The 23,487-nt window shown below is 43.5% G+C and carries 20 protein-coding genes, 1 other RNA gene and 1 other annotated feature; of the genes, 6 read left to right on the top strand and 15 right to left on the bottom strand.

Features of this window, described 5'->3' with window-relative positions; genetic code table 11:
- Positions 1-4: 4 nt before the first annotated feature.
- The 6 genes from CL176_RS07990 to CL176_RS08015 all read right to left on the bottom strand — a co-directional run bounded on the left by CL176_RS07990 (position 5) and on the right by CL176_RS08015 (position 6,817).
- Positions 5-2,203 carry a RelA/SpoT family protein gene (locus CL176_RS07990; RefSeq protein WP_118990833.1) on the bottom strand — a complete coding sequence of 733 codons (2,199 nt, stop codon included), beginning with the start codon at positions 2,201-2,203 and terminating at the stop codon, positions 5-7.
- Positions 2,204-2,598: 395 nt separating this feature from the next.
- Positions 2,599-3,594 carry an IS30 family transposase gene (locus CL176_RS07995; protein WP_118990834.1) on the bottom strand — a complete coding sequence of 332 codons (996 nt, stop codon included), beginning with the start codon at positions 3,592-3,594 and terminating at the stop codon, positions 2,599-2,601.
- A gap of 332 nt (positions 3,595-3,926) precedes the next feature.
- Positions 3,927-4,574: a deoxyribose-phosphate aldolase gene (gene deoC, locus CL176_RS08000; protein ID WP_118990835.1), complete on the bottom strand. Its 648-nt coding sequence runs from the start codon at positions 4,572-4,574 to the stop codon at positions 3,927-3,929.
- Positions 4,574-5,341 (bottom strand): 16S rRNA (uracil(1498)-N(3))-methyltransferase, encoded by a 768-nt coding sequence (locus CL176_RS08005; RefSeq protein WP_162890896.1) that lies wholly within the window; start codon positions 5,339-5,341, stop codon positions 4,574-4,576. Before CL176_RS08005 ends, deoC begins: the two co-directional genes overlap by 1 nt.
- A complete protein-coding gene (gene prmA, locus CL176_RS08010; protein WP_118990837.1) occupies positions 5,341-6,309 on the bottom strand; it encodes a 50S ribosomal protein L11 methyltransferase in 969 nt (322 codons plus the stop codon). Before prmA ends, CL176_RS08005 begins: the two co-directional genes overlap by 1 nt.
- A 10-nt stretch (positions 6,310-6,319) precedes the next feature.
- Positions 6,320-6,817: a DUF3013 family protein gene (locus CL176_RS08015; protein ID WP_118990838.1), complete on the bottom strand. Its 498-nt coding sequence runs from the start codon at positions 6,815-6,817 to the stop codon at positions 6,320-6,322.
- Between the two features lie 237 nt (positions 6,818-7,054).
- On the opposite strand from CL176_RS08015, the gene gpsB reads away from it, so the two are divergent.
- The 3 genes from gpsB to CL176_RS08030 all read left to right on the top strand — a co-directional run bounded on the left by gpsB (position 7,055) and on the right by CL176_RS08030 (position 9,070).
- On the top strand, positions 7,055-7,414 hold the full coding sequence (gpsB, locus tag CL176_RS08020; RefSeq protein ID WP_118990839.1) for a cell division regulator GpsB: 360 nt from the start codon (positions 7,055-7,057) through the stop codon (positions 7,412-7,414).
- A gap of 18 nt (positions 7,415-7,432) precedes the next feature.
- Positions 7,433-7,795, top strand: an RNA gene (gene rnpB, locus CL176_RS08025) — RNase P RNA component class B.
- Between the two features lie 150 nt (positions 7,796-7,945).
- On the top strand, positions 7,946-9,070 hold the full coding sequence (locus tag CL176_RS08030) for a THUMP domain-containing class I SAM-dependent RNA methyltransferase (protein WP_118990840.1): 1,125 nt from the start codon (positions 7,946-7,948) through the stop codon (positions 9,068-9,070).
- A 49-nt stretch (positions 9,071-9,119) separates the two neighbouring features.
- Here CL176_RS08030 and CL176_RS08035 read toward each other — a convergent pair whose 3' ends face one another.
- Positions 9,120-9,536 carry a ribonuclease HI family protein gene (locus CL176_RS08035; protein WP_162890897.1) on the bottom strand — a complete coding sequence of 139 codons (417 nt, stop codon included), beginning with the start codon at positions 9,534-9,536 and terminating at the stop codon, positions 9,120-9,122.
- A 35-nt stretch (positions 9,537-9,571) separates the two neighbouring features.
- Between CL176_RS08035 and CL176_RS08040 the strand changes: the two genes are divergently transcribed.
- A complete protein-coding gene (locus CL176_RS08040) occupies positions 9,572-10,540 on the top strand; it encodes a tetratricopeptide repeat protein (protein WP_118990842.1) in 969 nt (322 codons plus the stop codon).
- Between the two features lie 125 nt (positions 10,541-10,665).
- On the opposite strand, the gene CL176_RS08045 is transcribed toward CL176_RS08040, so the two are convergent.
- On the bottom strand, positions 10,666-11,088 hold the full coding sequence (locus CL176_RS08045; RefSeq protein WP_118990843.1) for a DUF2187 family protein: 423 nt from the start codon (positions 11,086-11,088) through the stop codon (positions 10,666-10,668).
- 88 nt (positions 11,089-11,176) lie between these two features.
- Positions 11,177-12,094: a diacylglycerol/lipid kinase family protein gene (locus CL176_RS08050; RefSeq protein ID WP_118990844.1), complete on the bottom strand. Its 918-nt coding sequence runs from the start codon at positions 12,092-12,094 to the stop codon at positions 11,177-11,179.
- A 191-nt stretch (positions 12,095-12,285) separates the two neighbouring features.
- On the opposite strand from CL176_RS08050, the gene trhO reads away from it, so the two are divergent.
- Positions 12,286-13,260 (top strand): oxygen-dependent tRNA uridine(34) hydroxylase TrhO, encoded by a 975-nt coding sequence (gene trhO, locus CL176_RS08055; protein WP_118990845.1) that lies wholly within the window; start codon positions 12,286-12,288, stop codon positions 13,258-13,260.
- A 28-nt stretch (positions 13,261-13,288) separates the two neighbouring features.
- Positions 13,289-16,780, top strand: coding sequence for a transglycosylase domain-containing protein (locus CL176_RS08060; protein ID WP_240430434.1), 3,492 nt, complete (start codon positions 13,289-13,291; stop codon positions 16,778-16,780).
- 80 nt (positions 16,781-16,860) lie between these two features.
- On the opposite strand, the gene CL176_RS08065 is transcribed toward CL176_RS08060, so the two are convergent.
- The 6 genes from CL176_RS08065 to argB all read right to left on the bottom strand — a co-directional run bounded on the left by CL176_RS08065 (position 16,861) and on the right by argB (position 23,115).
- Positions 16,861-17,622 carry an NAD-dependent protein deacylase gene (locus tag CL176_RS08065; protein WP_276100945.1) on the bottom strand — a complete coding sequence of 254 codons (762 nt, stop codon included), beginning with the start codon at positions 17,620-17,622 and terminating at the stop codon, positions 16,861-16,863.
- Between the two features lie 30 nt (positions 17,623-17,652).
- On the bottom strand, positions 17,653-18,819 hold the full coding sequence (locus tag CL176_RS08070; protein ID WP_162890898.1) for a M20 metallopeptidase family protein: 1,167 nt from the start codon (positions 18,817-18,819) through the stop codon (positions 17,653-17,655).
- A gap of 10 nt (positions 18,820-18,829) precedes the next feature.
- The gene (gene argC / locus CL176_RS08075; protein WP_118990848.1) at positions 18,830-19,882 is read right to left on the bottom strand and encodes an N-acetyl-gamma-glutamyl-phosphate reductase; all 1,053 of its coding nucleotides are present in this window, start codon (positions 19,880-19,882) and stop codon (positions 18,830-18,832) included.
- 12 nt (positions 19,883-19,894) lie between these two features.
- On the bottom strand, positions 19,895-20,902 hold the full coding sequence (gene argF, locus CL176_RS08080; RefSeq protein WP_118990849.1) for an ornithine carbamoyltransferase: 1,008 nt from the start codon (positions 20,900-20,902) through the stop codon (positions 19,895-19,897).
- A gap of 112 nt (positions 20,903-21,014) precedes the next feature.
- Complete coding sequence (locus tag CL176_RS08085) at positions 21,015-22,232, bottom strand: aspartate aminotransferase family protein (RefSeq protein ID WP_118990850.1); 1,218 nt, start codon at positions 22,230-22,232, stop codon at positions 21,015-21,017.
- 19 nt (positions 22,233-22,251) lie between these two features.
- Positions 22,252-23,115 (bottom strand): acetylglutamate kinase, encoded by an 864-nt coding sequence (gene argB / locus CL176_RS08090; RefSeq protein ID WP_118990851.1) that lies wholly within the window; start codon positions 23,113-23,115, stop codon positions 22,252-22,254.
- Between the two features lie 37 nt (positions 23,116-23,152).
- Positions 23,153-23,364, bottom strand: a binding site (T-box leader).
- Positions 23,365-23,487 lie beyond the last annotated feature (123 nt).

The following is a 23,487-nucleotide window of genomic DNA, read 5'->3' on the forward strand; positions in this document are numbered from 1 at the left end:
TCCTTTATGAAACTTTACGGAAGGCATCTTCAACATCTGGTATACTCTTCAGCTTGGTTAATAATTGGTCAATTTGCTGGGTATCGGAAACACCGACTTTCACCGTTACCAAAGCGCCACTATTCTCATCTTGCTTCCCTTGAACGCTGAGCAAGTTCTCAACACTATGATTGACAACGTGTAAGATATCATTAATCAGTCCGCTACGTTCGAAGCCGATAATCCGAATCTCACAGACAAAGTCTTTCTCAATCGTATCCATCGTGTCCCAATGGACATCAATTGTACGATTCTGTAAATCGGACTCACCCTTGAGGTTCGGACAATCTTTACGGTGAACAGAAATGCCTCGTCCCCGTGTAATGTAGCCGATAATTTCATCACCAGGAACCGGATTACAACAACGACTTAATCGTATCATTAAATTATCCGCTCCTTCAACCACTACGCCACTTTCATGCACAGTGCGACTTTTCGGTTTAGTGGCGGTACGATTTACTTCGGCTTCAGAAGTTTCTTTGGTAGCATCTTTCGGCTTATGAACATCAAGAAAATTCAAGACCGTCGATGGATTCAATTCCCCATAACCAATTGCCGCATAAAAATCGGTCATTTCATTAAAGTTAAAGCGTTCTTTCAAGGCATCTTCAACCTTACGCCGTTCAATGAACTTTAAGGAACGTCCTGCTTCACGCAGTTCCCGGTCCATAATTTGCTCACCTTGAGCAGCCTTTTCTTCTCTTTCCAAATGCTTAAAGTAGCGCTTAATGCGATTACGTGCTTTACTCGTATGGGTATGTTTTAACCAATCGCGGCTTGGCCCATTGGAATTGGGATTGGTGAGAATCTGAACGATATCTCCGTTCTTTAATTGATAGTCCAGTGAAACAATTTCACCATTCACTTTAGCCCCGACAGTTTTGTTGCCCACTTCTGTGTGAATGTGATAGGCGAAATCAATAGGTCCTGAGCCCACTGGAAGCTCAATGACATCGCCTTGAGGGGTAAAGATATAGACTTGATCTTTGAACAAGTCTTGCTTGACTGAATCCATAAATTCTTTGGCATCTTCAGTTTCATCTTGTAATTCTACTAAATCACGGAACCATTGAAGTTGCTTTTGGAGATTATCGTCTGGATTCACTCCATCGGTTTTGCCTTGTTTATAGGCCCAGTGGGCTGCAATCCCGTTTTCTGCAACTTCGTGCATTTCCTTAGTTCGAATTTGGATTTCAACTGGTCGCCCGTCTGAACCGATGACAGTCGTATGCAAAGATTGATACATGTTGGCCTTAGGCATGGCAATATAGTCTTTAAAGCGCCCGGGCATAGGCCGCCATTTCGTATGCACTGCCCCGACCACTGCGTAACAATCTTTAATGGATTCGGTAATGACGCGTAGAGCGAGCAAATCGTATATATCATCAAATTCTTTCTTTTGATCGGTCATCTTGCGGTAAATGGAATAAATATGTTTCGGCCGCCCGTAAACTTCTGCTTCAATGTCTAATTCCTGAAGAGAAGCCTGAATTTCTTCCGCCGTCGCTTGAATATAGGCTTCACGCTCCTCGCGCTTACTATCCATTTGGTTGACGATATTATAATAGGCGTCGGGATTAATATAGCGCAAAGAAATATCTTCAAGTTCCCATTTGATATTGCTCATCCCGATGCGATCAGCCAGTGGCGCATAAATCTCTAAGGCCTCTTCTGACTTTTCGACTTGCTTTTCAGGTTTTTGAAAGCGCATGGTGCGCATATTGTGGAGGCGGTCCGCTAATTTCACAATAATCACGCGGATATCTTTGGCCATTGCCATCAGCATTTTGCGATGATTTTCAGCAAGGGCTTCTTGCTTGCTTTGGAAGCGGAATTTCCCTAGCTTGGTTACCCCATCCACCAGAAAAGCAATCGTTTCAGAAAAGGCTGATTCAATATCTTCTAAGGTATAGTCCGTATCTTCAACCACGTCATGGAGAAAGCCTGTAGCAACCGTATCTGGATCCATCTTTAATTCTGCTAGAATTCCAGCAACTTGGATTGGATGGATAATGTAGGGTTCGCCTGACATCCGCATTTGTCCTTCATGAGCTTGGGTTGCTACATTTAATGCTTTCTCAACTTTCGCTACTCCTGTTTCATTCATATATGTTGCGCACAAATCGAGTACTTCTTGTGCGGTATAGTCGATATTCTGCGTCATCTACTCACCCACTTCTACTTGATGTTTATCGTTCTAATTATACGCTAATCTACAGGTAATAACAACCGCTTAGCTTAAGTTTTAAGGTTTAGTCTGTTTCCAACGCAACAGTTATACTGTGCGTCAAAGTTAAGCAGCACTTGAATTTCTAAAAAGAGGCTGTAAGATAAGCCAACAACAAAAACCGCCAAGAATGCTGTTAAATCAACATCCTTGGTGGTTTTGCAGTATAATATAATTAATAAAAATCTCGATTGTCAATTTAAGTTAGAAATTTCTACACTATATTATGAGTGATTGAACTTGGTGACATACTTGTGCTAACCACCTTAAACAACTCCCTTCATCAAGCTCCTGGCTGGTCAAGAGGAAAAGCGCTAGCGACTCTTGAGGAGTCAGGTGCTTGATGAAACCATATTTCTTAAGTGGTTGGCATAATATCCAGGTGTTTGATCCAAAAGATGGGCCAAGAAAACCTCCAGGGGAGTGTAGTAGTTAAGAGATTTACGTGGAATGATATTTCGCTTGAAGGTTACTTCCTTAAGAAAGTCTTCATCTACTTCATTAAAATCAGTACCTTTAGGCAGACCATCTCTTCTTAACAATCCGTTAGTATGCTCATTCAGTCCTCTTTGAGATGGGCATCCTGGGTCTGCAAAGAAGATATCGATATCAAATTCATTGCTTAAGTCTTTCCAGTTAGAAAACTCTTTGCCATTGTCCAAAGTCAGAGATTTAACCAGACGGTAAGGGACTTTAAGGAAGAAACGCCTCAATGAATCCGTTACTTGACATGCTTTACGACCTTCTGTCTTCAGGGTAATCGCTAATTTACTTATTCGTTCAACTAGTGTAATGGCCGCACTTTGGTGGTTCTTACCCACGATAGTATCCCCTTCAAAATGACCAAATTCCTCATTGTACTCAGGATAAGCCTCTTGACGCTGTTCTAGTCTTCTACGGTCATTTAGACGGCCCCTCGTTTCAACATGATGATTCGCTTTTCGTTTACCTTGCATGGGTAAATCTCTGACATCAAAAGCAGGGTCATCTTGGAAGCGACGGTAAAGTGTTTTTGCACAACAATTCAAGTCAATTTCCTGGCGTCCAATAATCACGTCCGGTGACCACCCTTGTGACACTCGGTCATTGATATAGGTGATTTGATCTTCTGTGAACTGCTTCTTCTTAGAGCCACACTTAGATTTGTTAGCTTTGTAGCCTTCATAATAGTCGATGATAGTTCCACCATCGTCTAAATAATGATAGACATTATAGATGGTTTGAGCAGATCTTCTTAACTTTTTAGCGACTATGTAAGCTTTTTCGCCAATTTCGTAGTAGTTTTCTATCCAAGTCAGTTCTTTCGTGGTAAGATGTGTATAGGCCATTTTGTGTCTACTCCCTTATTTATGATTGGACTCATAAATAGTGTAGCACAAATGGTCTTATTTGTTTTTTTCTAGCTTAATTTTACAATTCAGGAAATGAAAAACCAGAGGGTAGGAGCCCTCTGTCGCAGATAATCCAGCAAGGACTACCCAAAATGCATACTCATTATACATAAATCAGATGACATTGGAACTATCCACTCAATATACACCGAAAGAAGGCCATATCGTGTACTGCCCCCTAAAGTTGGACCAAGAAATCTAACTTTAGGGGGGCAGTACAAGTAAAATTCTGGGTCTTTTTGAGGACTTATCTTACAACCTCTCAACGATTATTCTTCTGACACAATTTGAATCCCTTTGGAAGCTCCAATCCGGGTAGCTCCAGCTTCAATCATTGCCAGGGCTTCTTTGGCATTAGAGACACCGCCACTGGCTTTAACCCCCATATCGGGGCCGACGGTTTGGCGCATGAGAGCAACATCTTCAACGGTGGCTCCGCCTGTTGAAAAGCCGGTTGAGGTCTTTACATAATCGGCACCCGCCGCTTGGGCTGCTTGGCAGGCTTGGACTTTCTCGTCATCGGTGAGTAAGCACGTTTCAATGATTACTTTCACTAATGCGTCCTCACCGGCAGCGTCCACTACCGCTTGGATATCTGCTTGGACTGCGTCCCAGTTGCCCGCCTTTGCTTCGCCAATATTAATGACCATATCCACTTCCTGGGCACCGTCTTGGATAGCTTGGTGAGTCTCATCAGCTTTCACCGCGCTCGTATTCGCTCCCAATGGAAAACCAATCACCGTACACACTTTAACGGTGCTCTCTTCAAGTAATTCCTTGGCTAGCTTTACCCAAGTGGGATTAATACAAACAGACATAAAATCATATTCCCTAGCTTCCAGGCATAATTCTGTGACCATTGCTTCTGTTGCTTCGGGCTTGAGTAAGGTATGGTCGATGTATTTCGCTAATTTCATTAGGCATCCTTCTTTCCTGTCATTTCTGTTACAAAAGATATACAACTAAGTAAATATAGGGGCGCTGTTTCTGTCCGTAAAATCCGCGGACCTAAGGTAATGGTCTCAAAGCCATGCTCTTTTAATTGGCTTACTTCGTCCTCGGTTAACCCACCTTCTGAGCCAAAGACGCAGAGTACCGAATCCCCAGACGTAAAATTATGCAAGGCCTGATTGAGATACTCATGTTGACCGGCTTTCGCAACCTCTTCATAAGCTACAAGACAATGAGTATAGGCTGCACTAGCTGCAAGGACTTCCTTAAAAGAGTGCAAGAGATGAACTTGAGGAATACGTTGGCGATGGCTTTGTTCGGCTGCCTCTTTGGCAATTTTCTGAAGGCGTTCTTGGCGTTGGCTTATCTTCTGGCCAGTCCACTTTACAACATCTCTTTGCAGGGTAATGGGCATAAAGGCAAACATGCCGAGCTCCGTTCCTTTCTGAACCACCCAGTCCAGTTTGTCATGCTTGGATAGACCGGTGGCAATTGTTACTTGAACCGATAGTTCAGTAGACTGGCCCTCTATTTGTTCTATCAATTGCAGAGTGGCTATTTTGCCCTCAATTTGGTTAAGCTTAGCACGGAAAACTTGCTGCTTTGAATCAACTAAGGTCACTTCCTCGCCTACCTTGGCCCGCATGACGCGAAGTAAATGATGGGCATCATCCTTGGCCAATTCTACATAAGCCCCCAGCTGACCAACTTGTTCAATAAAGTATTGTTGCATTAAGTGTCCTCCTCGACTTTCCGGAGAATAATCCCTACCCATTCACCTAAATAATGCCTTTGGACTACTTCGAAAGGATGCGCTTGGAGGGCTTCCAGAATGAAGGCTTCCTTCTCAATAAGGATGCCACCGATAATTAAGTAGCCATCTTTCGTTAGTAGTTTCCCAGCATCTTCAAATAAATGAATGAGAATATTCGGGACGATATTGGCAACAATAACATCTGCGGGGGTATCTACCCCTTGGAGCAAATCATTCACAGTGAAGCTTATCTTTTCGGCTGCGATCATCTCTTGGAGCACTTCATCAGATTGTAAGGCCAAATTTTTGTTGGCTGCTTCAATGGCTTGCGGATCAAGGTCAAAGCCTACTACTTGAACTGCACCGAAAATCCCTGCGACAAAAGATAAAATCCCGGAACCTGTTCCCACATCTAGAACACGCTCGCCCCCTCGCATGACGATTTCTAAGGCTTGTGCACTCAACTGGGTCGTTGGATGATTACCTGTTCCGAAAGCAATACCTGGATCCAAGCGCACTAACCGCTCTTCAGATCTTGCTTGATAGCCTTGCCATACCGGGACAATTGTCAAATAGCGACTAATTGCTTCAGGCTCATAATACTCCATCCAGTTTGCTTGCCAATTTTCATTGGGGACAGTTTCTGCACGAATGCTTACAGCTATCTCTGGAAGCATCTGAGTAAACACAGCTTCTATTTGAGCTATGTCAGGCTGCTCAGGGAAATAGCCAGTAATCTCTGTAGGATGCTCCAAGTAAGCTTGAGACAAAGGCTCAGCAACTTCCCCGAATAAATTAGGACGATTCTCTAAGTAACCTTGAGCGTAATTGACCTGAGTCCCTTGGGCTCCCAACTCAAACAAAATATCGCTTATTTGATCCAATACAATCGGTTCAAGACTTGACGTAGCAACTATCACTTTGGTCCATTGAATCTCTTCTGTCATTTGACCCTCCTTAAAATCTGCGAAAAGGCATAAATACACTCGTCTCACTATAACGGTGGCGTTCAATAAGAACTGAACGCATTTCTTGAAACTCTACTTCATTCCATTCTAAACTTAAGCCGACTTGTTGATCATCTTCAAGGAAGTTCCGCCAGCGTAAGCGCATCGAACTCGTAATCCGTTTCAAATAGCGAATAATCGCCACCACCTCACCAAATGGAATGCCTGTATAGGAATCCACAGGTATTGTCTTTAAATAGCGCTCCTCACTTGGCTCCATAATTTCACGATTATAAAAGATAACAGATGTCTCAAACGGAATAGACGAATCGCTCACCGTCCGCTCTCCCCCGTCAGTAACAGGAATATTACGCTCATTGGGAAGCTTCCACTGAAAGTTTATCCGTATATAATCATCACGCTCGCTCCAGTCCAAATACCATTCACAGTGAAAATTTGACTCTTCCAGCAAGGTATGAAGTACCTCGAGTAAATTTGTGATTTCCATGCATTCACCTACTTTTCTCCTATTATGGATGATTTGCCTGTTTTTTTCAATTCGAAACTTCAGGAGACACGCTTCCCATCAAATCCTTAGAAACCAACTGAAGATTCTGCTTGATTCATGGTATAATATGAAGTACTATTAGGCTATTGTATAAATTAGTTTTTGAACTTTGCCGAAATAAATAGTACACTAGTACATGAACTGCTAAGAAAAATAGCTAAAATATGAGGTGATGAAATGGCTGAGAAGAACTTAACAGCAAAAGATATTTTGCAAAAAGAATTTACCAAATCCATGCGAGGTTATAACACAGCAGAAGTAGATGAATACTTAGACAGCATTATTCGCGACTACGATTCTTACCAGAAAGACGTTGTCTACTTAAAGAATGAGAATGAACGCTTAATCAGCAAAGTAGATGAACTTACCAAGCAACTAGCCTTGACGAAGAAGAATACATCCACCGGCACGCCTGGTAGCGGTGTGACGAACTTTGATATTCTTAAGCGACTATCCAACTTGGAGAAACACGTCTTCGGTTCTAAGATTGAGCAAACCGATAATACCATCGATTACTCTCAATCAACCCGCTTTTAAACATAATAGCTTACAGTAAACTTCAGGTAATCGCGGCTGGTTACCAGCTGAGGAAAGTCCATGCTCGCACAGGCTGAGATGCCTGTAGTGTTCGTGCTTAGCGAAACAATAAGCTAAGGTAATAGCAATATTAACGGCGAAGAAACGGCCTACGGTTGAACTATGGCCAAGTACTTCTTAAAGTGCCACAGAGACGATACTTTGAGGAAACTCAAAGTGTGGAACGTTGGTAAACCCCTCGAGCGAGCAACCCAAACTTTGGTCGGGGCACCTTTCCTATGGAATTCAACAGATGGAAGAGGACACATAGTGTAGATAGATGGTTACCCATGCGGATATTTGACCTATAAGTAACCGCATGACAGAACATGGCTTATCGAAGTTTACTATTTATAGGTATAGACTCTGTTTAGGCAGAGTCTTTTTTTACGAATAAAAGTACCCCCACTTTCCAATTTATAAGGAGCGGTCTTATAACACTGGCTTTTCAAGAAAGCTTTTAAACAATAGATAATAAATTTAGGAGGATTTATGACTGAATATCAATTAGTTGCAACAGCTGCTGCTGGGATTGAAGGCCTAGTCAACCGTGAACTCAAGGCACTAGGCTATGAAACACAAGCAGACAATGGACGTGTATACTTTAAAGGCAATGCACGCGATATTGCTTATACCAATCTCTGGCTGAGAACCGCTGACCGAGTGAAACTCATCGTTGGCGAATTTCACGCCAAGACATTCGAACAACTCTTCGACCAAACTTACACTTTACCTTGGGAAAATTTCATCCCGATGGATGGAGCCTTCCCCGTGAGTGGGCGATCGATTAAATCACAGCTTCATCACGTCCCCAGCGTCCAAAGTATTGTCAAGAAAGCCATCAGTAAACGTCTCATGGATTACTACCATCGCCCTGGACGCATGCCTGAAATTGGCGCTACTTACCCGATAGAAGTCGCCATCCGCAAGAATAAAGTTGAACTCACGCTAGATACATCCGGTTCCAGTTTATTCAAACGAGGCTACCGAGAACATAAAGGACAGGCTCCACTCAAGGAGAATATGGCCGCGGCCTTAGTCATGCTAACAACCTGGCATCCTGACCGTCCCCTATATGATCCAACTTGTGGCTCAGGTACAATTCTTATTGAAGCTGCCCTCATGGGGCACAATATCGCCCCAGGCTTACAGCGTTCCTTTGTTGCTGAAGCATGGCGCTTCTTCGAACCAGAAAACTGGGACATACTCCGCCAAGAAGCACGCGAAGCGATTAAGTCGGATATCCAATTAGATATTCTAGGGACGGATATTGACCACCGCATGATTGAAATCGCCCAAGAAAATGCAGCGAAAGCCGGTGTGGCGGACAGTATTACCTTCAAACAAATGCAATTGGCAGATTATACCCCTTCGAAAGAATACGGCATTCTCATTTCTAACCCACCCTACGGTGACCGGATGTTATCAGAAGAAGCCGTTCACGAAATTTACCGCCAGATGGGCGAAATTTACGAAGCTATGCCAACGTGGAGCAAGTATATCCTCTCCAGTGATGACAACTTCGAAACCTATTACGGTGCCAAAGCAACCAAGAAGCGCAAACTCTATAACGGTGCGATTAAAGTAAACTACTACCAATTCTGGAGCAAGCAATAGCGTTTAGTCCAGTTACCCCCACAAACAGCAATTTGTGGGGGTCTTTCAATCAGAAATCAGATAAAATCTCATATTGCCCCTGTCGCCTTAAGGCTTGCCGGGCTAATTGATCAGCGCCTCGATTCTGGCCATCTGCGAGCCAATTGACGAAATATAAGGGGTATTCCTCCAATTCCGCAAGAATTTCTGTGAGATGAACTCGATAGACTGAAGATTTAACATAAGCTTTCTCAATCGAGTCGACAAGCACCTTACTATCCGAATAGATTAGCAAGGTTTCTTTGGGTTGCTTAGCCAGAAGGGTTAACGCTTGTCGAAGGGCCATAAATTCGATAACATGATTATCAAACGCATGCGCAATATAATATTTGTATGATGTCTGCTCTTTATCAGCGATTACTTGAATCCCAATCCCCGCTTGCTTTGTTTGGGGATCAAAGGCGCCATCTGTATAGACTTTAAGCATACGCATCCTACTTTCTACACTAAGGAGGTTTTATCATGAGCGATATTCTAGAAATGCCTACCAACGATGAAAACTACTACCGCAAAGCCAGGAATTATCTAGAAAAGCAAGACTATAAACAGGCGATTCCGCTCTTAAAAGAAAGCTTTCACCTTTCCCCTGACGCAACGGTCTTAGCCGATTTAGTCGATGCTTATATTATGACAGAACAGTATGAGGAATTAAAGCAATTCTGGGCCTCATACAACCCTAGTTTCGATGAAATCTGGCAGAATCCCATACTTTCCCAGCAATATATCTTGGTCTTAAACCATACTCTTTCTGGTGACGCTCGCCTCCTTGCACTTTACGACGCCAAGGACGCCATGCAAAAGCGAAACTTAGATACTCGTTCCATCGATTCACAAATCCAACATTTGAAAAAACAACAAGTATTCCTTTCGAAATTAGCAGCCATTTCCAATGAAGATAGCATGCAGGATTTAATCACATCCCTCATGCGCGTAGAATATCTACCCACCGAACAACAATCACTTCTGAACTTCATCGAAGTGAGTTTCCAGTTATCTTTTAACGAAGTGGAGCTGTTCTACCGCTGCATCGTTGAGCGCTCAGACATTCCGAATTATTTCAAGACCCAAATCCTACATCACCTGCTTAAAGATCAAGTGGCTACACAATTTGAAGAATACTGTTGGTTCGATGAGACGCATAAGGTGGCCACCGCCTCTCTTAAAGCTTATCAAGACACCGATACCTACCAAGCCGTTAAAGCAGATATTCTTGAATATACAGCCTCACAAGATCCGCATTTGGCAGAGGATTTGCTCTTACAGTGGGAATTACAAGCCCAGATTCTTTATCCTTTTCTTGAGCTAGCAATACCCAACCCTAAGACGTGGCTTAAAGATATCTTCCGGCTATTTAATCAAGACAACACCCAAGAGACAGCTCCTTATTTAACTCGAGCTTTAATTGAGATGAGTCAACTCACACGATATTAAAGCAGTGATTTAAATGCAATAAGCTTGCCATAGATACCCTTAAGAATAAAAGACCTTTGGGCATACATGAACTGCCCTCTGTCAAGTAGACAGGGGGCAGTTCAGCACGCTCAAAGGTCTTTTATTTATTCGTCTATCGCATCGAAATCTGAAATATCTGAAACAATCGGTTGCGGATCAATCACCACATACTCATCCTCTTCCTGAGGCGGTAAACTTACAAAACTTTCGATATCTTTAAAGTTCACAATCGTTCGATCCTCGCAAATTCCCCGCATCATTTCATCCGACTCATCCCAGTAAATTTCAACCACTGCACTATTGGTCAATAATTTCGTGATAATCCCAGTCATATTGCAGTCACGAAATTTAAATGTAATTTGTTGACCGACTTCCGGGCGAACTGATGACTTCACTGAATCAATCATCTCTAGTGCGTCTTCATACTCAACGTCTAACAAAGTAGCAATACGTGACTTGCTGGTACCTCGACGCAACTCTTTCTCAATGAGTCCACGCTCTTGTTCCGTTACTTTTGATTTGGCCACGCTTTTCCCTCTTTCTTTTAGTTAACACAACGTCCTAATTCCTATTATATCATACTCAAAAAAGAAGTTCTTAAAATAACCTCGCCGCTTACCCTAGAATTCGTCTACGATTACGAGGGACATATATTTCAAGCGCTTGATGTAAGACCTGTAAATCTAAAGGTAAAGCCGGCCCTGGATCACCGTCCACATTGGTTGGTACATCTTGGCTTTCTTGGGTTGTGATCTGGAATTGGCTGCTTTCCATCAGTAAAAGCCGCTCCTTATCCGTTTCAAAGATCCCCCCTTCTAGTACACCGCGAATCGTGTCCATCGGGTTATGGCCGCGAATAGCCGCTAAGTACATTAAGCCATCATTATATTTGGCTTCTGGATTCATAATTTCAATCCCACCGATACTATTCGTCAAACCAATGAGCAGTAAGTTGCTGACGATGTCAGTTTCAACACCATCGGCATCTACGATATGTAAATCATACCCTTTCTCAGAGAAGAAAGCTGTAAAACCATCTATCACATAAGCAAAAGCACCGAGGCGATTTTTATCATCGGAGTCTGTCTGCATCACCGATTCTGGAATAGGTCCCACCGCAACAACATTAATAAAATACTGGTCATTAATTTGTCCGATGTCTAAGGTATCAATTTCCACATCCTTCATGCGTTCAATCGCTTTTTGCGGATTCATGGAATAACCTAAAGCTCGCGCTAAATCGTTCACAGTCCCTAAAGGGATAAAAGCAAAGCGCGGTCTCTCTTTATTCTGCAAAAGACCCGCAACCGTTTGGGAAACCGTCCCGTCGCCCCCTAAGCATAGCACACTTTCAAACCCTTCATCTATCGCCTGCTTGCTCCATTCGAAGGCATCATCGTCCCCTTCGGTCACTTTGATTGTACACTCATTCTGGTAGGTTTCTTCGAGTACAGTACGTAAGGCTTGTGCGTATTCCTGCCCTTCTCCTTTACCAGCAACAGGATTGGCAATAATTAGCGTTCTGCCAAACATATGTATCCCCCCTTTATATAGTTCGTATCCTTAGTTTAACATATTTACATAAATTTCACGATATCTTCAAATCATTCTGGATACTATTAAGAAACGATGAAATCTGCCTCATGAGTTGTTAGAAGCCAAGCTTTTGAGTATAATAAGGACTTAGAATGGAATGTAGCTTGCAACTACAAGGAGGAATTATTATGCCGAAAAAATACCGCGTTCTGCTTTATTACAAGTATCAAGCGATTGAAGATCCAGAACAATTTACCAAAGAGCATTTAGCTTTCTGTAAATCAATCGGCTTAAAAGGCCGGGTACTCGTTGGTTCCGAAGGAATTAACGGCACCGTTTCAGGAACGATTGAACAGACCGATCAATATATGGCCTATGTTCACCAATTAGAAGGCTTTGAAGATGTCTGGTTCAAAATGGATGAAGCAGATGACTATGCCCATAAGAAAATGTATGTACGTCCAAGAGAAGAAATTGTTGCGTTAAATTTAAGTGACGATATCGATCCTTTGGAAACGACTGGCGAATACCTTGAACCTACCCAGTTCCGGGACGCTTTATTAGACGAAGATACGATTGTCCTAGACACACGCAATGATTACGAATATGATTTAGGTCATTTCAAAGGGGCCATCCGCCCAGATATTCGCAATTTCCGCGAACTACCTCAATGGGTGATTGACAATAAAGAACAGTTCATGGACAAGAAAGTAGTTGTCTACTGTACTGGTGGTATCCGTTGCGAGAAATTCTCCGGTTGGATGGTTCGTGAAGGTATCGGTGAGTCTGTTGGACAACTTCACGGCGGAATCGATACCTATGGTAAAGACCCTGAAGTTCAAGGGGATTTATGGGAAGGAAAGATGTATGTCTTTGATGAACGGATTGCGGTGCCGATTAACCATGTTGACCCAAGTATCGTCGGTAAGGATTATTTCGACGGGACACCATGTGAACGATATGTAAACTGTGGTAACCCCTTCTGTAATCAACAAATTCTCTGTTCAGAAGAGAATGAACATAAATACTTACGCGGCTGTTCCGCTGAATGTCGTAAGCACCCACGAAATCGCTATGTTGAAGAGCATCAACTGAGCACAGAAGAATGGGAAGCTAGATTAAATGCAATCGGTGAAAGCTTAAAAGATACTGAAACTGCTTAAAATCATAATTATGAAAAGAGGGATTTCTTTGAGTGATGCCCATAAGCATTCTAATAAAAATGAAAAGCAGGTGCATAAGTCCTCAACACATTCATCTCATTCGAATAAACCAACCGGTAATAAACCCAATCAAACATATATTATCGATCGCTCTCTAAGACGAGCAAACCAACTTTTTGAAGCCTTTGAGAATGAAGAAGCTAACCAAAAACAAGCCCCTCCCAATCATACCAATCCTTCTCAAGAGGAACCACGCACGTCAAGAGAGCGTACCGAAATCACACGTGCAATGCTTAGTCGAGAGCGCCTTCGACGCAAACGCGCTGAAAGTGAAGGCGTCATTTGGGATGAGCCTTCAAGGAAAGGCTCCACTCAAGAACGTCCTCCTTTGCATAAAGCTCAAGGTTCACGCTCAACTTCTACAAATCAAGCTAGAAAACAGCAACCGCAAGAGGACCTAGCTTCTATATCAGACCCAGCTAAAGCTCACAAACCTGCGCTTAATCCAGAGCACAGCAAGACGGTTACGGGTCCGAAACCATCTGAACTCGGCCAAGATGCGCTTGAACATAAGGCGAAACCGTTGCCTCGAGTGCCTTTAACTACTTCTGGCTCTTCTAAGCAGGCGCAGGAAGAGGGCCTTAAAGAGACTCGCCGGAATGAAACTACTCAGCAGATAGACAAGCCGAGTGAAAGTGTTCCGCCGTATTCAGAGGAAAGACCTGCCCACTCGAAGGGTCTTATCATGCCTCAGTCGGGGGAAACATTTAGTGAAGAGAATGCAAATACTGAAGCTGGAACTCCACTTCTAGGAGCGAGCCCTGGGCAAACCAATGAAGCTGAGCAACTTCATGGCCAAAAGAGACGGTCAAAGAAGCAGATTTTACCCAAGTCACTCTTTTTCCGTAGGAAAAAACCGAAACGAGATCAAGCTCAGCAAGCGAACAATCCCTATGCCTTAGATGAATTGGAACCGAAAGAGAAAGTCATCTTTGGGATTAATGTATCCATGAATGTTATCGGACGTTTCATCTTATACGGATTACTCCTTCTGATTCTATTAGGTGGTATTGCTGGCGGGGCTGGCATCGGCTATTTCGCTTATTTGGTTTCAAATACGGAGCCGCCATCCCAAGCGGAAATGGCAGCTCAAATTAACCGCCTAGAACAGCAAAGTACGCTTTATTATGCGAGCGGGGAGCCAATCGCCAATGTACAATCAGATGTCGTGCGCTCGGTAACAGAATTAGACGAAATCTCAGGGTATATTATCGACGGACTGATTGCAACAGAAGATGAGTACTTCTATGAGCATCCGGGTGTGGTTCCCAAAGCCATTATTCGAGCCGCCTTAGAGAACATATTGAAAGGTTCTGGAACAGGGGGGTCGACGCTCACCCAGCAATTAGTCAAGCAACAAATGCTCACCAATGAGGTAACCTTTGACCGTAAAGCCAATGAAATTCTACTGGCCTTGCGCTTAGAGAATTATTTCTCTAAAGATGAAATTCTCACTGCTTACTTAAATGTTTCCCCATTTGGCCGCAATAATCGCGGTGAGAATATTGCGGGAATTCAAGCAGCTTCCGTGGGAATTTTCGGCAAGCAGCCGGATGAAGTGAATCTTAATCAAGCTGCCTTCCTTGTTGGCTTACCGCAAGACCCCTATATATACACCCCCTATGATCAGAATGGGGAAATTGTAGATATTGAAGCGGGTATCGAGCGGATGAAAGAAGTGCTGTACCGGATGTATCGTAATCAGGTCATCAGCCGGGATGAATACGAGCAAGCGATTCAATATGATATTGCTGCCGATTTCCTACCTAGTGAACCGCCTCAAGAAGAGCGACAGTCTTATCTCTATCAAGCCGTGATGAATGGTGCGATTGAACAACTCATGCATTTAAATATTCGCGATGATGGCTATACACTGGAACAGGTCTACCAAGATGATGCCTGGTACAATGATTACTATTTCGAAGCGGCTGAGCAGCTCCGTACGGGCGGCTACCGCGTATACTCCACAATTGACCAAGCAATCTATGACCAATTACAGGTATCAGCGCAAGCCTATAATGATGAACTGGGTGTGACCTATGATGGCGTTTATACAGACCCTGAAACTGGCGAAGAAACTTACTACGTCGAATCTGTACAAACTGGGATGGTGGTTATCGACAATCCTACTGGACGGGTTCTAGGCTTCGTAGCCGGTACAGATTATGAGAATAATCAGATCGATCACGCCTTCCAAATGCGCCGCTCGCCAGGCTCAACAATTAAACCAATGGCCGTCTATGGCCCTGCTATTGAGCATAATTTAATCTCACCCGCAACAATTATTCCTGATACAGCCTTTGTTCAAGAATATGAAGACGGTTCAACTTGGGCACCAACGAACTATGGTAATGCGGTCAGCGGTGAATTTATGAGCGCACGCCGGGCACTGCTACGTTCAGACAATCTCCCAGCTGTTAGAGTCTATGAAGAACTCCTCGAACAAGGGGTGCCTGTCATTGATTACCTTGAGAAGATGGGCTTCAACCCAGTCGATTCTTATACGGAAGAAGACACCCAAAATCTCGCCTTCTCGCTTGGAGGGGTTACTACTGGGCCAACTGTCTTTGAGGAAACCCGAGGATTTACTACCTTCGCGAACGGTGGCCAATACATTGATGGGTATTATATTGATCGCATCGAAGATGCTTTCGGAAATGTTGTCTACCAACATCAAGCTGAGCCAGTCCGCGTCTTCGCAGAAGATACAAATTACCTTATGGTCGATATGTTACGTGACACCATGACCGAAGGAACGGGTCGTACGGCTAACGAGTACATGAATGTTCCCGGTGACTGGATCGCCAAAACCGGAATCAGCGAGAACTCCAAAGATATTTGGGTTATCGCTTCCACCCCACAAATCACCATTGGCTCTTGGATTGGCTATGATAGCCGTTACCATGACTATACGATTGATGTCAACGACGGCTTTGGCCTAGAAAGTGTTCGTAGTCAAATATACTGGTCACGTATTGTCAATGACTTATACGAGAAACAACCAGAGATTTTCGGTACTGAACGTCGCTTCGAACAACCTGCTTCAGTACAAAGGCAAACGATTCTCGAGCAAACTGGTACCTTGCCAGGACGTACGACTGTCAATGGACAAGCAATCGAATTAACGGGACCAACCCGGGAAGATCTCTTTAAAGTATCTAATCCGGCTCCACCCCTAACCGAAAACTTCCTCTTCAATGCTACACCTGAAGAAGTAGCAAGTTTCTGGAACAGTGTCATTGCTAGCCAGCAAAGCCGTCAACGCCAACGAAACAATTCAAATAATCAACAGAATTCGAATGAAGACGAGAACGAGGATGAAGCAAATAACGATAATCCAGATGGAGATACCAATGAACCCGGTGAGCAAAATCCAGCTGGCCCAATGCCGGAAGGCAACACGAATCAAGAAGCCGGAGCAGCAGGACTAAACTCAGTCGTAGCATCACCAGGACCATAGTGCCGTAACTCCTTAAGAAATATTAAATAAACACGCCTATTAACGCTAAATTAAGCATTAGTAGGCGTGTTTTTATGAGCTTACCTTAATTCTCTTGGATCAATCGCTTGAAAGACGTTCAATATTGAATCTTCGAAATGAATCGCATGAGGGTGCTGGGTTTTAAGTGGGGTCTTGTTAACAATGACTAAATGCTCAGCCCCGAAGTATTGGACTAGACCAGCCGCTGGGTATACAACCAAGGAGGTTCCCGCAATGATTAACATATCCGCTTGGCGAATCGCATCAACGGCTTGGCCAATCGTTGCCTGATTCAAACCTTCTTCATATAACACGACATTCGGCCGGACAATTCCGCCATCTTTTGGACAACGCGGAATGCCCTGCTCATCCAGATGTAAGGCGTCATTAGTATAATGCTGGCCACACGTCTCACAGTAGTTATCTAAAGTTGTCCCATGCAATTCATATACCTTGTGCGACCCTGCTTTCTGATGAAGGCCATCAATATTCTGGGTCACAATGCTAACGTCTTTGCCTATATCCTCAAGTTCCTTCAGCCAGGTATGGCCAATCGTCGGTTCTGCCTCAGGGTACACTAATTTGTCAAAGTAGAATTCAAAGAAAATTTCAGGATATTTCTTATAGAAACTATTTGAAATGACTTCCTCAGGACTGAACTGATAGCCCGTCTCCTCCATAAATATACCGTCAGCTGAGCGAAAGTCAGGGATACCACTTTCCGTTGAGACCCCTGCTCCACCAAAGAATACAATACGTTGGCTATCCATAAGTGCCTCTTTAAATCGCTGAATATCTTTATTTACTTCGATTTTCCTCACCTCTAAATCCAGTATAATACAAATTCACCCTCAGCTCAAAAAACTCCCCTTATTCAAAGCAACACGCAACATTAAATCCAAGCCTTTAGCTAAAGCAGCTTCATCCACAGTAAACTTAGGATGGTGCAAGGGATACACAGCACCACAGATCTCATTATAAATTCCCAACCAGACGAAACAAGCCGGCACTCTCCGACTCATATAAGCAAAATCTTCCCCAACCATGGATGGTGGACGCTCCACAACCTGTTCTTGGGTAAAAACTTCTTGAGCTAACGCTCTTACATAGTTCGTTACCTCTGGGTCATTCATAACCGATGGACAGTCATAAATAATATTTAGCTGATGCGACATCTGCCTTGCCTGACACACGCCCTTCACCAAAAGCTCAAGTGCATCAATTACTTGCTGGGTAACCTGATCTTCAAAAGTCCGAATGCTGCCAGCTAAATAAGCTATTTGGGGAATAATATTGGGCGCTTGCAAGTCGCCCATTTGCACAACTGTATTCGTGATCACGGCGACTTCTTGAGGTGGGATATGATTGGCTGCAATAGCCTGAATTCCTTGGCAAATTGCTAAGACACTTGTTAATGGATGGTTCGCCTCATGTGGCTTAGCTGCGTGCCCTCCTTGACCTTCAATTTCGATAGTATAAGTATAAGTATTCGTAGTATTGGCGCCAGCTTTAATATCAATCTGGCCTGATGGTAAAGTTGGGTCTACATGCATAGCATAAAGTATATCTAACCCATCCAACACCCCGGCTTCAACTAAGGCTTTCCCACCACCTTGTGCCACTTCTTCCGCATGTTGAAAAATACAGCGTATCTCCCCTTCAATATCAGCGAAATGCTCACTCAAATACCGACAGCAAGCCAGTAAGGTCGCTGCGTGAACATCATGACCACAAGCATGCATCTGACCCGGATGTTGTGACTTAAACCCTTGATCTCTGGCTAATTCCTGAATAGGCAAACCATCAATATCAGCACGAAGCCCTATTCTAAGTCCAGGCTTGGCGGATTTAAAGTCAACCACCAGACTAGTGGGGGTCGGTTGGCTAATCTCTGCATGAGCTAAGGACTGCACTTCCTTAAGAATGTGTGCATGCGTCTTAAATTCTTGAAAAGCAAGTTCCGGGATTTGATGCAAGAATCGCCTTTGTTCGATTAAATAATCATAATACTGTTCCATTCTTCTCCTCCTAAGGCAGAAGACCAATGGCCGTAAGTCCTGTCTCTTCGGGCAGATTGAACATAACATTCATATTCTGAACCGCTTGTCCTGCTGCGCCTTTAATTAAGTTATCAATGACGACAAAGATATAAATAAGGCCCGTGCGCTCATTAACTTGTACTTGAATATCCACATAGTTAGAACCAGTAACAGCTTTCATTTGCGGATAGATCCCTTCCTTTAGAATACGAATAAAACTAGCTCCCTTATAGAAGGTTTGGTACATTTCTCGCAGCTCATCCTCCGTTATCGGCTCTTGCGCTTGAACGTACAGACTGGCTAGAATACCCCTTTGGGTTGGGACCAAATGTGGTATAAAATTCACTTGCGTCTGGACACTTCCTTGAAGTCGGTGCAATTGTTCTTCTACTTCAGGAGTATGGCGGTGAACACCGGCTGCATATGGATTGACATTCTCATTCACCTCAGTAAATAGTAGATGACCCTGTAAATTGCGCCCCGCCCCGGATAAACCCGATTTACAATCGGCAATAATAGACGGCACCCCGTCCAGTAAACCTGCTTGGGTTAAAGGAGCAAGGCCCAATAACATCGCTGTTGGGAAACACCCCGGATTAGCAATAATCGCTGCCTTTTCAATGGCTTGACGATGTAATTCAATTAAACCATATACGGCCTCGGCTAATAACTTAGGATACGCATGTTTCGTGTTATACCATCCTTCATAAGTCTTTGGCGATTTCAAGCGGTAATCTGCCGAGAAATCAATCACCCGTACACCGGCTTGATAAGCCTGAGCTACCGCTGCTTGTGATTGGCCATGGGGTAAGCAACTGAAGAGTAAGTCCAAACCATTGAAAGTCTTTGGGTCCTGTAAATCTACCACTTCATAATCTTGGATGAGTCTTTGGTATATATTAGGATATAAATCACTCACGGCGGAGCCGGCTTGACGATTCGCACCGAGAAAATTCAATTGCACATCCTCACGTTGCACTAGCAAGCGGACGAGTTCACTCCCAGCATAGCCTGAAGCACCAAGAATCCCTACTTCAATCATATACTCGCCTCCCTAAGCTAAATCAGGAATAAATAAATTCCCATTCGTTACAGCCATCACCGCCTTAATCGTATGCAGGCGATTTTCTGCCTGCTGAAATTGATACGCTTCGGGACTTTCAAATACGTCATCCATCACTTCCATCGCTTCCAAACCATATTTATGCTTAATTTCAGCCCCAATTTGCGTTGAACTATCATGAAAAGCTGGCAAACAGTGCAAGAAGATATATGGCTTTTGACAGTGTTGAACAAGTTCTTGGTTAACTTGGTAAGGCATTAATTGTTGAATCCGCTCCTGGAATTGTGCTTCCTCACCCATCGAAACCCATACGTCTGTATAAAGCACACTGGCATCTGCCACCGCTTCCAAAGGATTTTCAAGGTGGCGAATCTTTGCACCCGTGGCTTGTGCCAAAACCTGCGCTTCGGCAAGGACTTCAGAAGCAGGAGCTAAAGCTTCGGGCGAGGCGATTGTAACAGATACGCCCATGATAGCACCCATAATCATTAAACTATGGGCAACATTATTACGTCCATCCCCTAAATAGACAAGGCTTTGCTCTGCTAAACTGCCATAGACTTCTTTAATCGTCATAAAGTCTGCCAGCATTTGCGTAGGATGCCAGTCATTCGTCATGCCATTCCAAATTGGGACACCGGCATACTCGCAAAAGGTATCTACCGTTTCTTGTTTGGATACGCGCAATTGAATGCCATCGAACATGGAACCAAAGACGATTGCCGAATCTTTGTCCGACTCTTTCTTACCAAATTGAACATCCCCTGCCCCCATAAACTCAGCATGGGCCCCTAAATCTTGCGCTGCTACTGTAAAAGCTGAGCGTGTTCTCGTCGACGTTTTGTCAAAGAGGAGGGCGATTGTTTGCCCTTCTAAGTAATGATGAGGAATACGCTTTTGCTTCAACTGCTTTAAATGGATCGCAAAATCAATTAAATAATTTAACTCTGCTTGGGTAAAGTCTTGAATTACATTAAAATTCCGTCCTTGAAAAGTCATTCGATTTCCTTCTTTCTTACCAATAATTGTTTATGTCGCTTCACTAACGATTACTTAAGTTTATCGCCACTGTGGGCCTACTTCATAATGCGATATATACTGATAAATTCACCTATTCAGTGTGGCTACCCTGCCCAGAGATCTTAGCCATCACTTCACTTAAAGCCGCTAACATCGCATCAATTTCAGCTTCCCTAATGATAAGCGGGGGCAGAAAGCGCAGTACATTGCCTTGGGTGCAATTGATAATAAAGCCACGCTCTAACATGGCCTGAACAATAGCAGCCCCAGCTTGCTTAAGTTCAACACCAATTAATAAGCCCTTTCCGCGAATCTCTTGAATCAAAGGCTGATCTTGGGCCAGACGCTGCAAGCCTGTGCGTAAATAATCGCCACGTTTAGCAGCAAGGGCTGGAATATCCTCATTTAGCATCACTTCCATAACAGATACTGCCGCCGACGTTGCCAGCGGATTACCCCCAAAGGTAGTTCCATGAGAGCCCGGTGTTAATACTTCTGCATAGTCACTCTTAGCAAGTATCGCTCCGATAGGCACACCATTAGCTAAGGCCTTAGCTAAGGTCATAATATCCGGTTCAATTCCCCAATGTTCATAAGCAAAGAGTTTGCCCGTACGCCCCATGCTCGTTTGAACCTCGTCAAAAATTAACGCCGCATCGAAACGCTGGGTCAATTCCCGCAAGGCAACCATGAAATCATCGTGAGCTACATGCACGCCCCCTTCACCTTGAATTGGCTCAAGGATGACCGCAGCAGTCCGTTCACTTATGCTTTCGCTGAATGCCTTCACATCATTATAGGGAACAAAGGTAAAGCCCTCAGGATGCGGGCCATAACCCTCCCGATAAGACGCATTATCTGTCATGTTCATCGTAGCCAACGTTCGGCCATGAAAAGCATGCGTAAAGGCAATTACTTCATTCTTCTGGGGACCGTATTGTTGATACGCTTTACGCCTTGCAATCTTTAATGCTCCTTCATTCGCCTCAGCCCCCGAATTACTAAAGAATACTTTGTCTGCAAAAGACTGCTCCACAAGTAATTGAGCAGCTTTCACCTGAGAGGGAATATAGAAATAATTTGACGTATGGATTAAGTGGTCCACGGCTGAATGCAAAGCTTTTTGGACATGTTTATTACTATAGCCAAGATTATTCACCGAAATGCCTGCTAAGAAATCAATATATACTGAGCCGTCTTCTGTATAAAGCCTTGACTCAATGCCTTTATTGGGCAACAAGGGTAAAGGTTGATACGTATTCATCAAATACTTCTGGGCGTCTTGTATGAGTTGGTTGATATATGCCATCGATAGACCTCCTTATGTTTTAGAGTGACTGCTTGACCATCGTTCCTATGCCTTGTTCGGTAAATAACTCAAAAATTAATGCATGCTGAATCGTTCCATTGATAATGTGGCAACGTTCTACGCCACCTTGAACGGCTTGAGTACACGCCAGTAATTTAGGAATCATACCACCCCGAATAATGCCTGCCTCAATTAACTCATCAATCCTTGCAACATCTACTTGAGGTATTAAGGTTGAAGGCTCATGTTGATCTGCCATCACCCCATCCACATCGGTCACAAGAATCAGCTTAGAGGCATTAAGCGCTTTGGCAATTTGCCATGCCGCTTCATCCGAGTTGATATTCAAACTCTGACCATTCGGGCCGAAAGCAATCGGCGACACAACCGGTACATAATCGTCAGCAAGTAAATTTAATAAATAATCTGGTTGAATATGGGTAATATTACCAACCAAGCCTAATTTCTCATCCAGGTAGTCAGCTTGCATCATTTGTGCATCTTTCCCTGAAATAGACACTGCCTTAACATCAAAGGCATTCAAATCCGCTGTAATCTGCGGTGCAATTTGCCCGGTCAAAGCCATCTCCACCACTTCCATGCTTGCTTGGTCTGTAATGCGCAAACCTTGATAAAATTCACTTTGAATCCCCTTTAAAAGCAAAAGCTCATTAATCGCTGGTCCCCCTCCGTGGACGATCACCGGAAACATCCCCACATACTTTAACAAGGCAATATCTTGAATAATTGTCTTCTTCGCCTCTTCATCAACCATCGCATGTCCCCCATATTTAATGACGACAATCTTACGATGGAATTTCTTAATATACTGTAAACTCTCAATTAAAATTTCAGCTTTCTGTTGCAATGCTATCTCTTCCATATTCCCCTCCAAAATAAAAAACGCCCCTATATTTACATATAGAGACGAATTGAACGCGGTACCACTCTAAGTTAATTAGCTATCTTGACTAATTCCCTCATACAAAATAACGCTTGCTGGCGAAATTGGCTACTCACTTCACCAATTTTTCTCTGAAGTGCGCTTCACTTATACTTGCATAATAGGCTCCCAGCAACCCTATCTCGCTTGAAATTCGGTATAAGCTACTCTCTTCTTCTAAGAATTTTGTGATTGCTAGTATATTATCAGCGAATTTTCATTTTGTCAATTATTTTTAATCTTATTTTAATTATTTAACGCAAAGAATTGACGCTCAATAAAAAAAGAGCGCCTAATTAAAAGCACCCTTTC

The sequence above is a fragment of the Suicoccus acidiformans genome (assembly GCF_003546865.1).
In the GTDB taxonomy this organism is placed as follows: domain Bacteria; phylum Bacillota; class Bacilli; order Lactobacillales; family Aerococcaceae; genus Suicoccus; species Suicoccus acidiformans.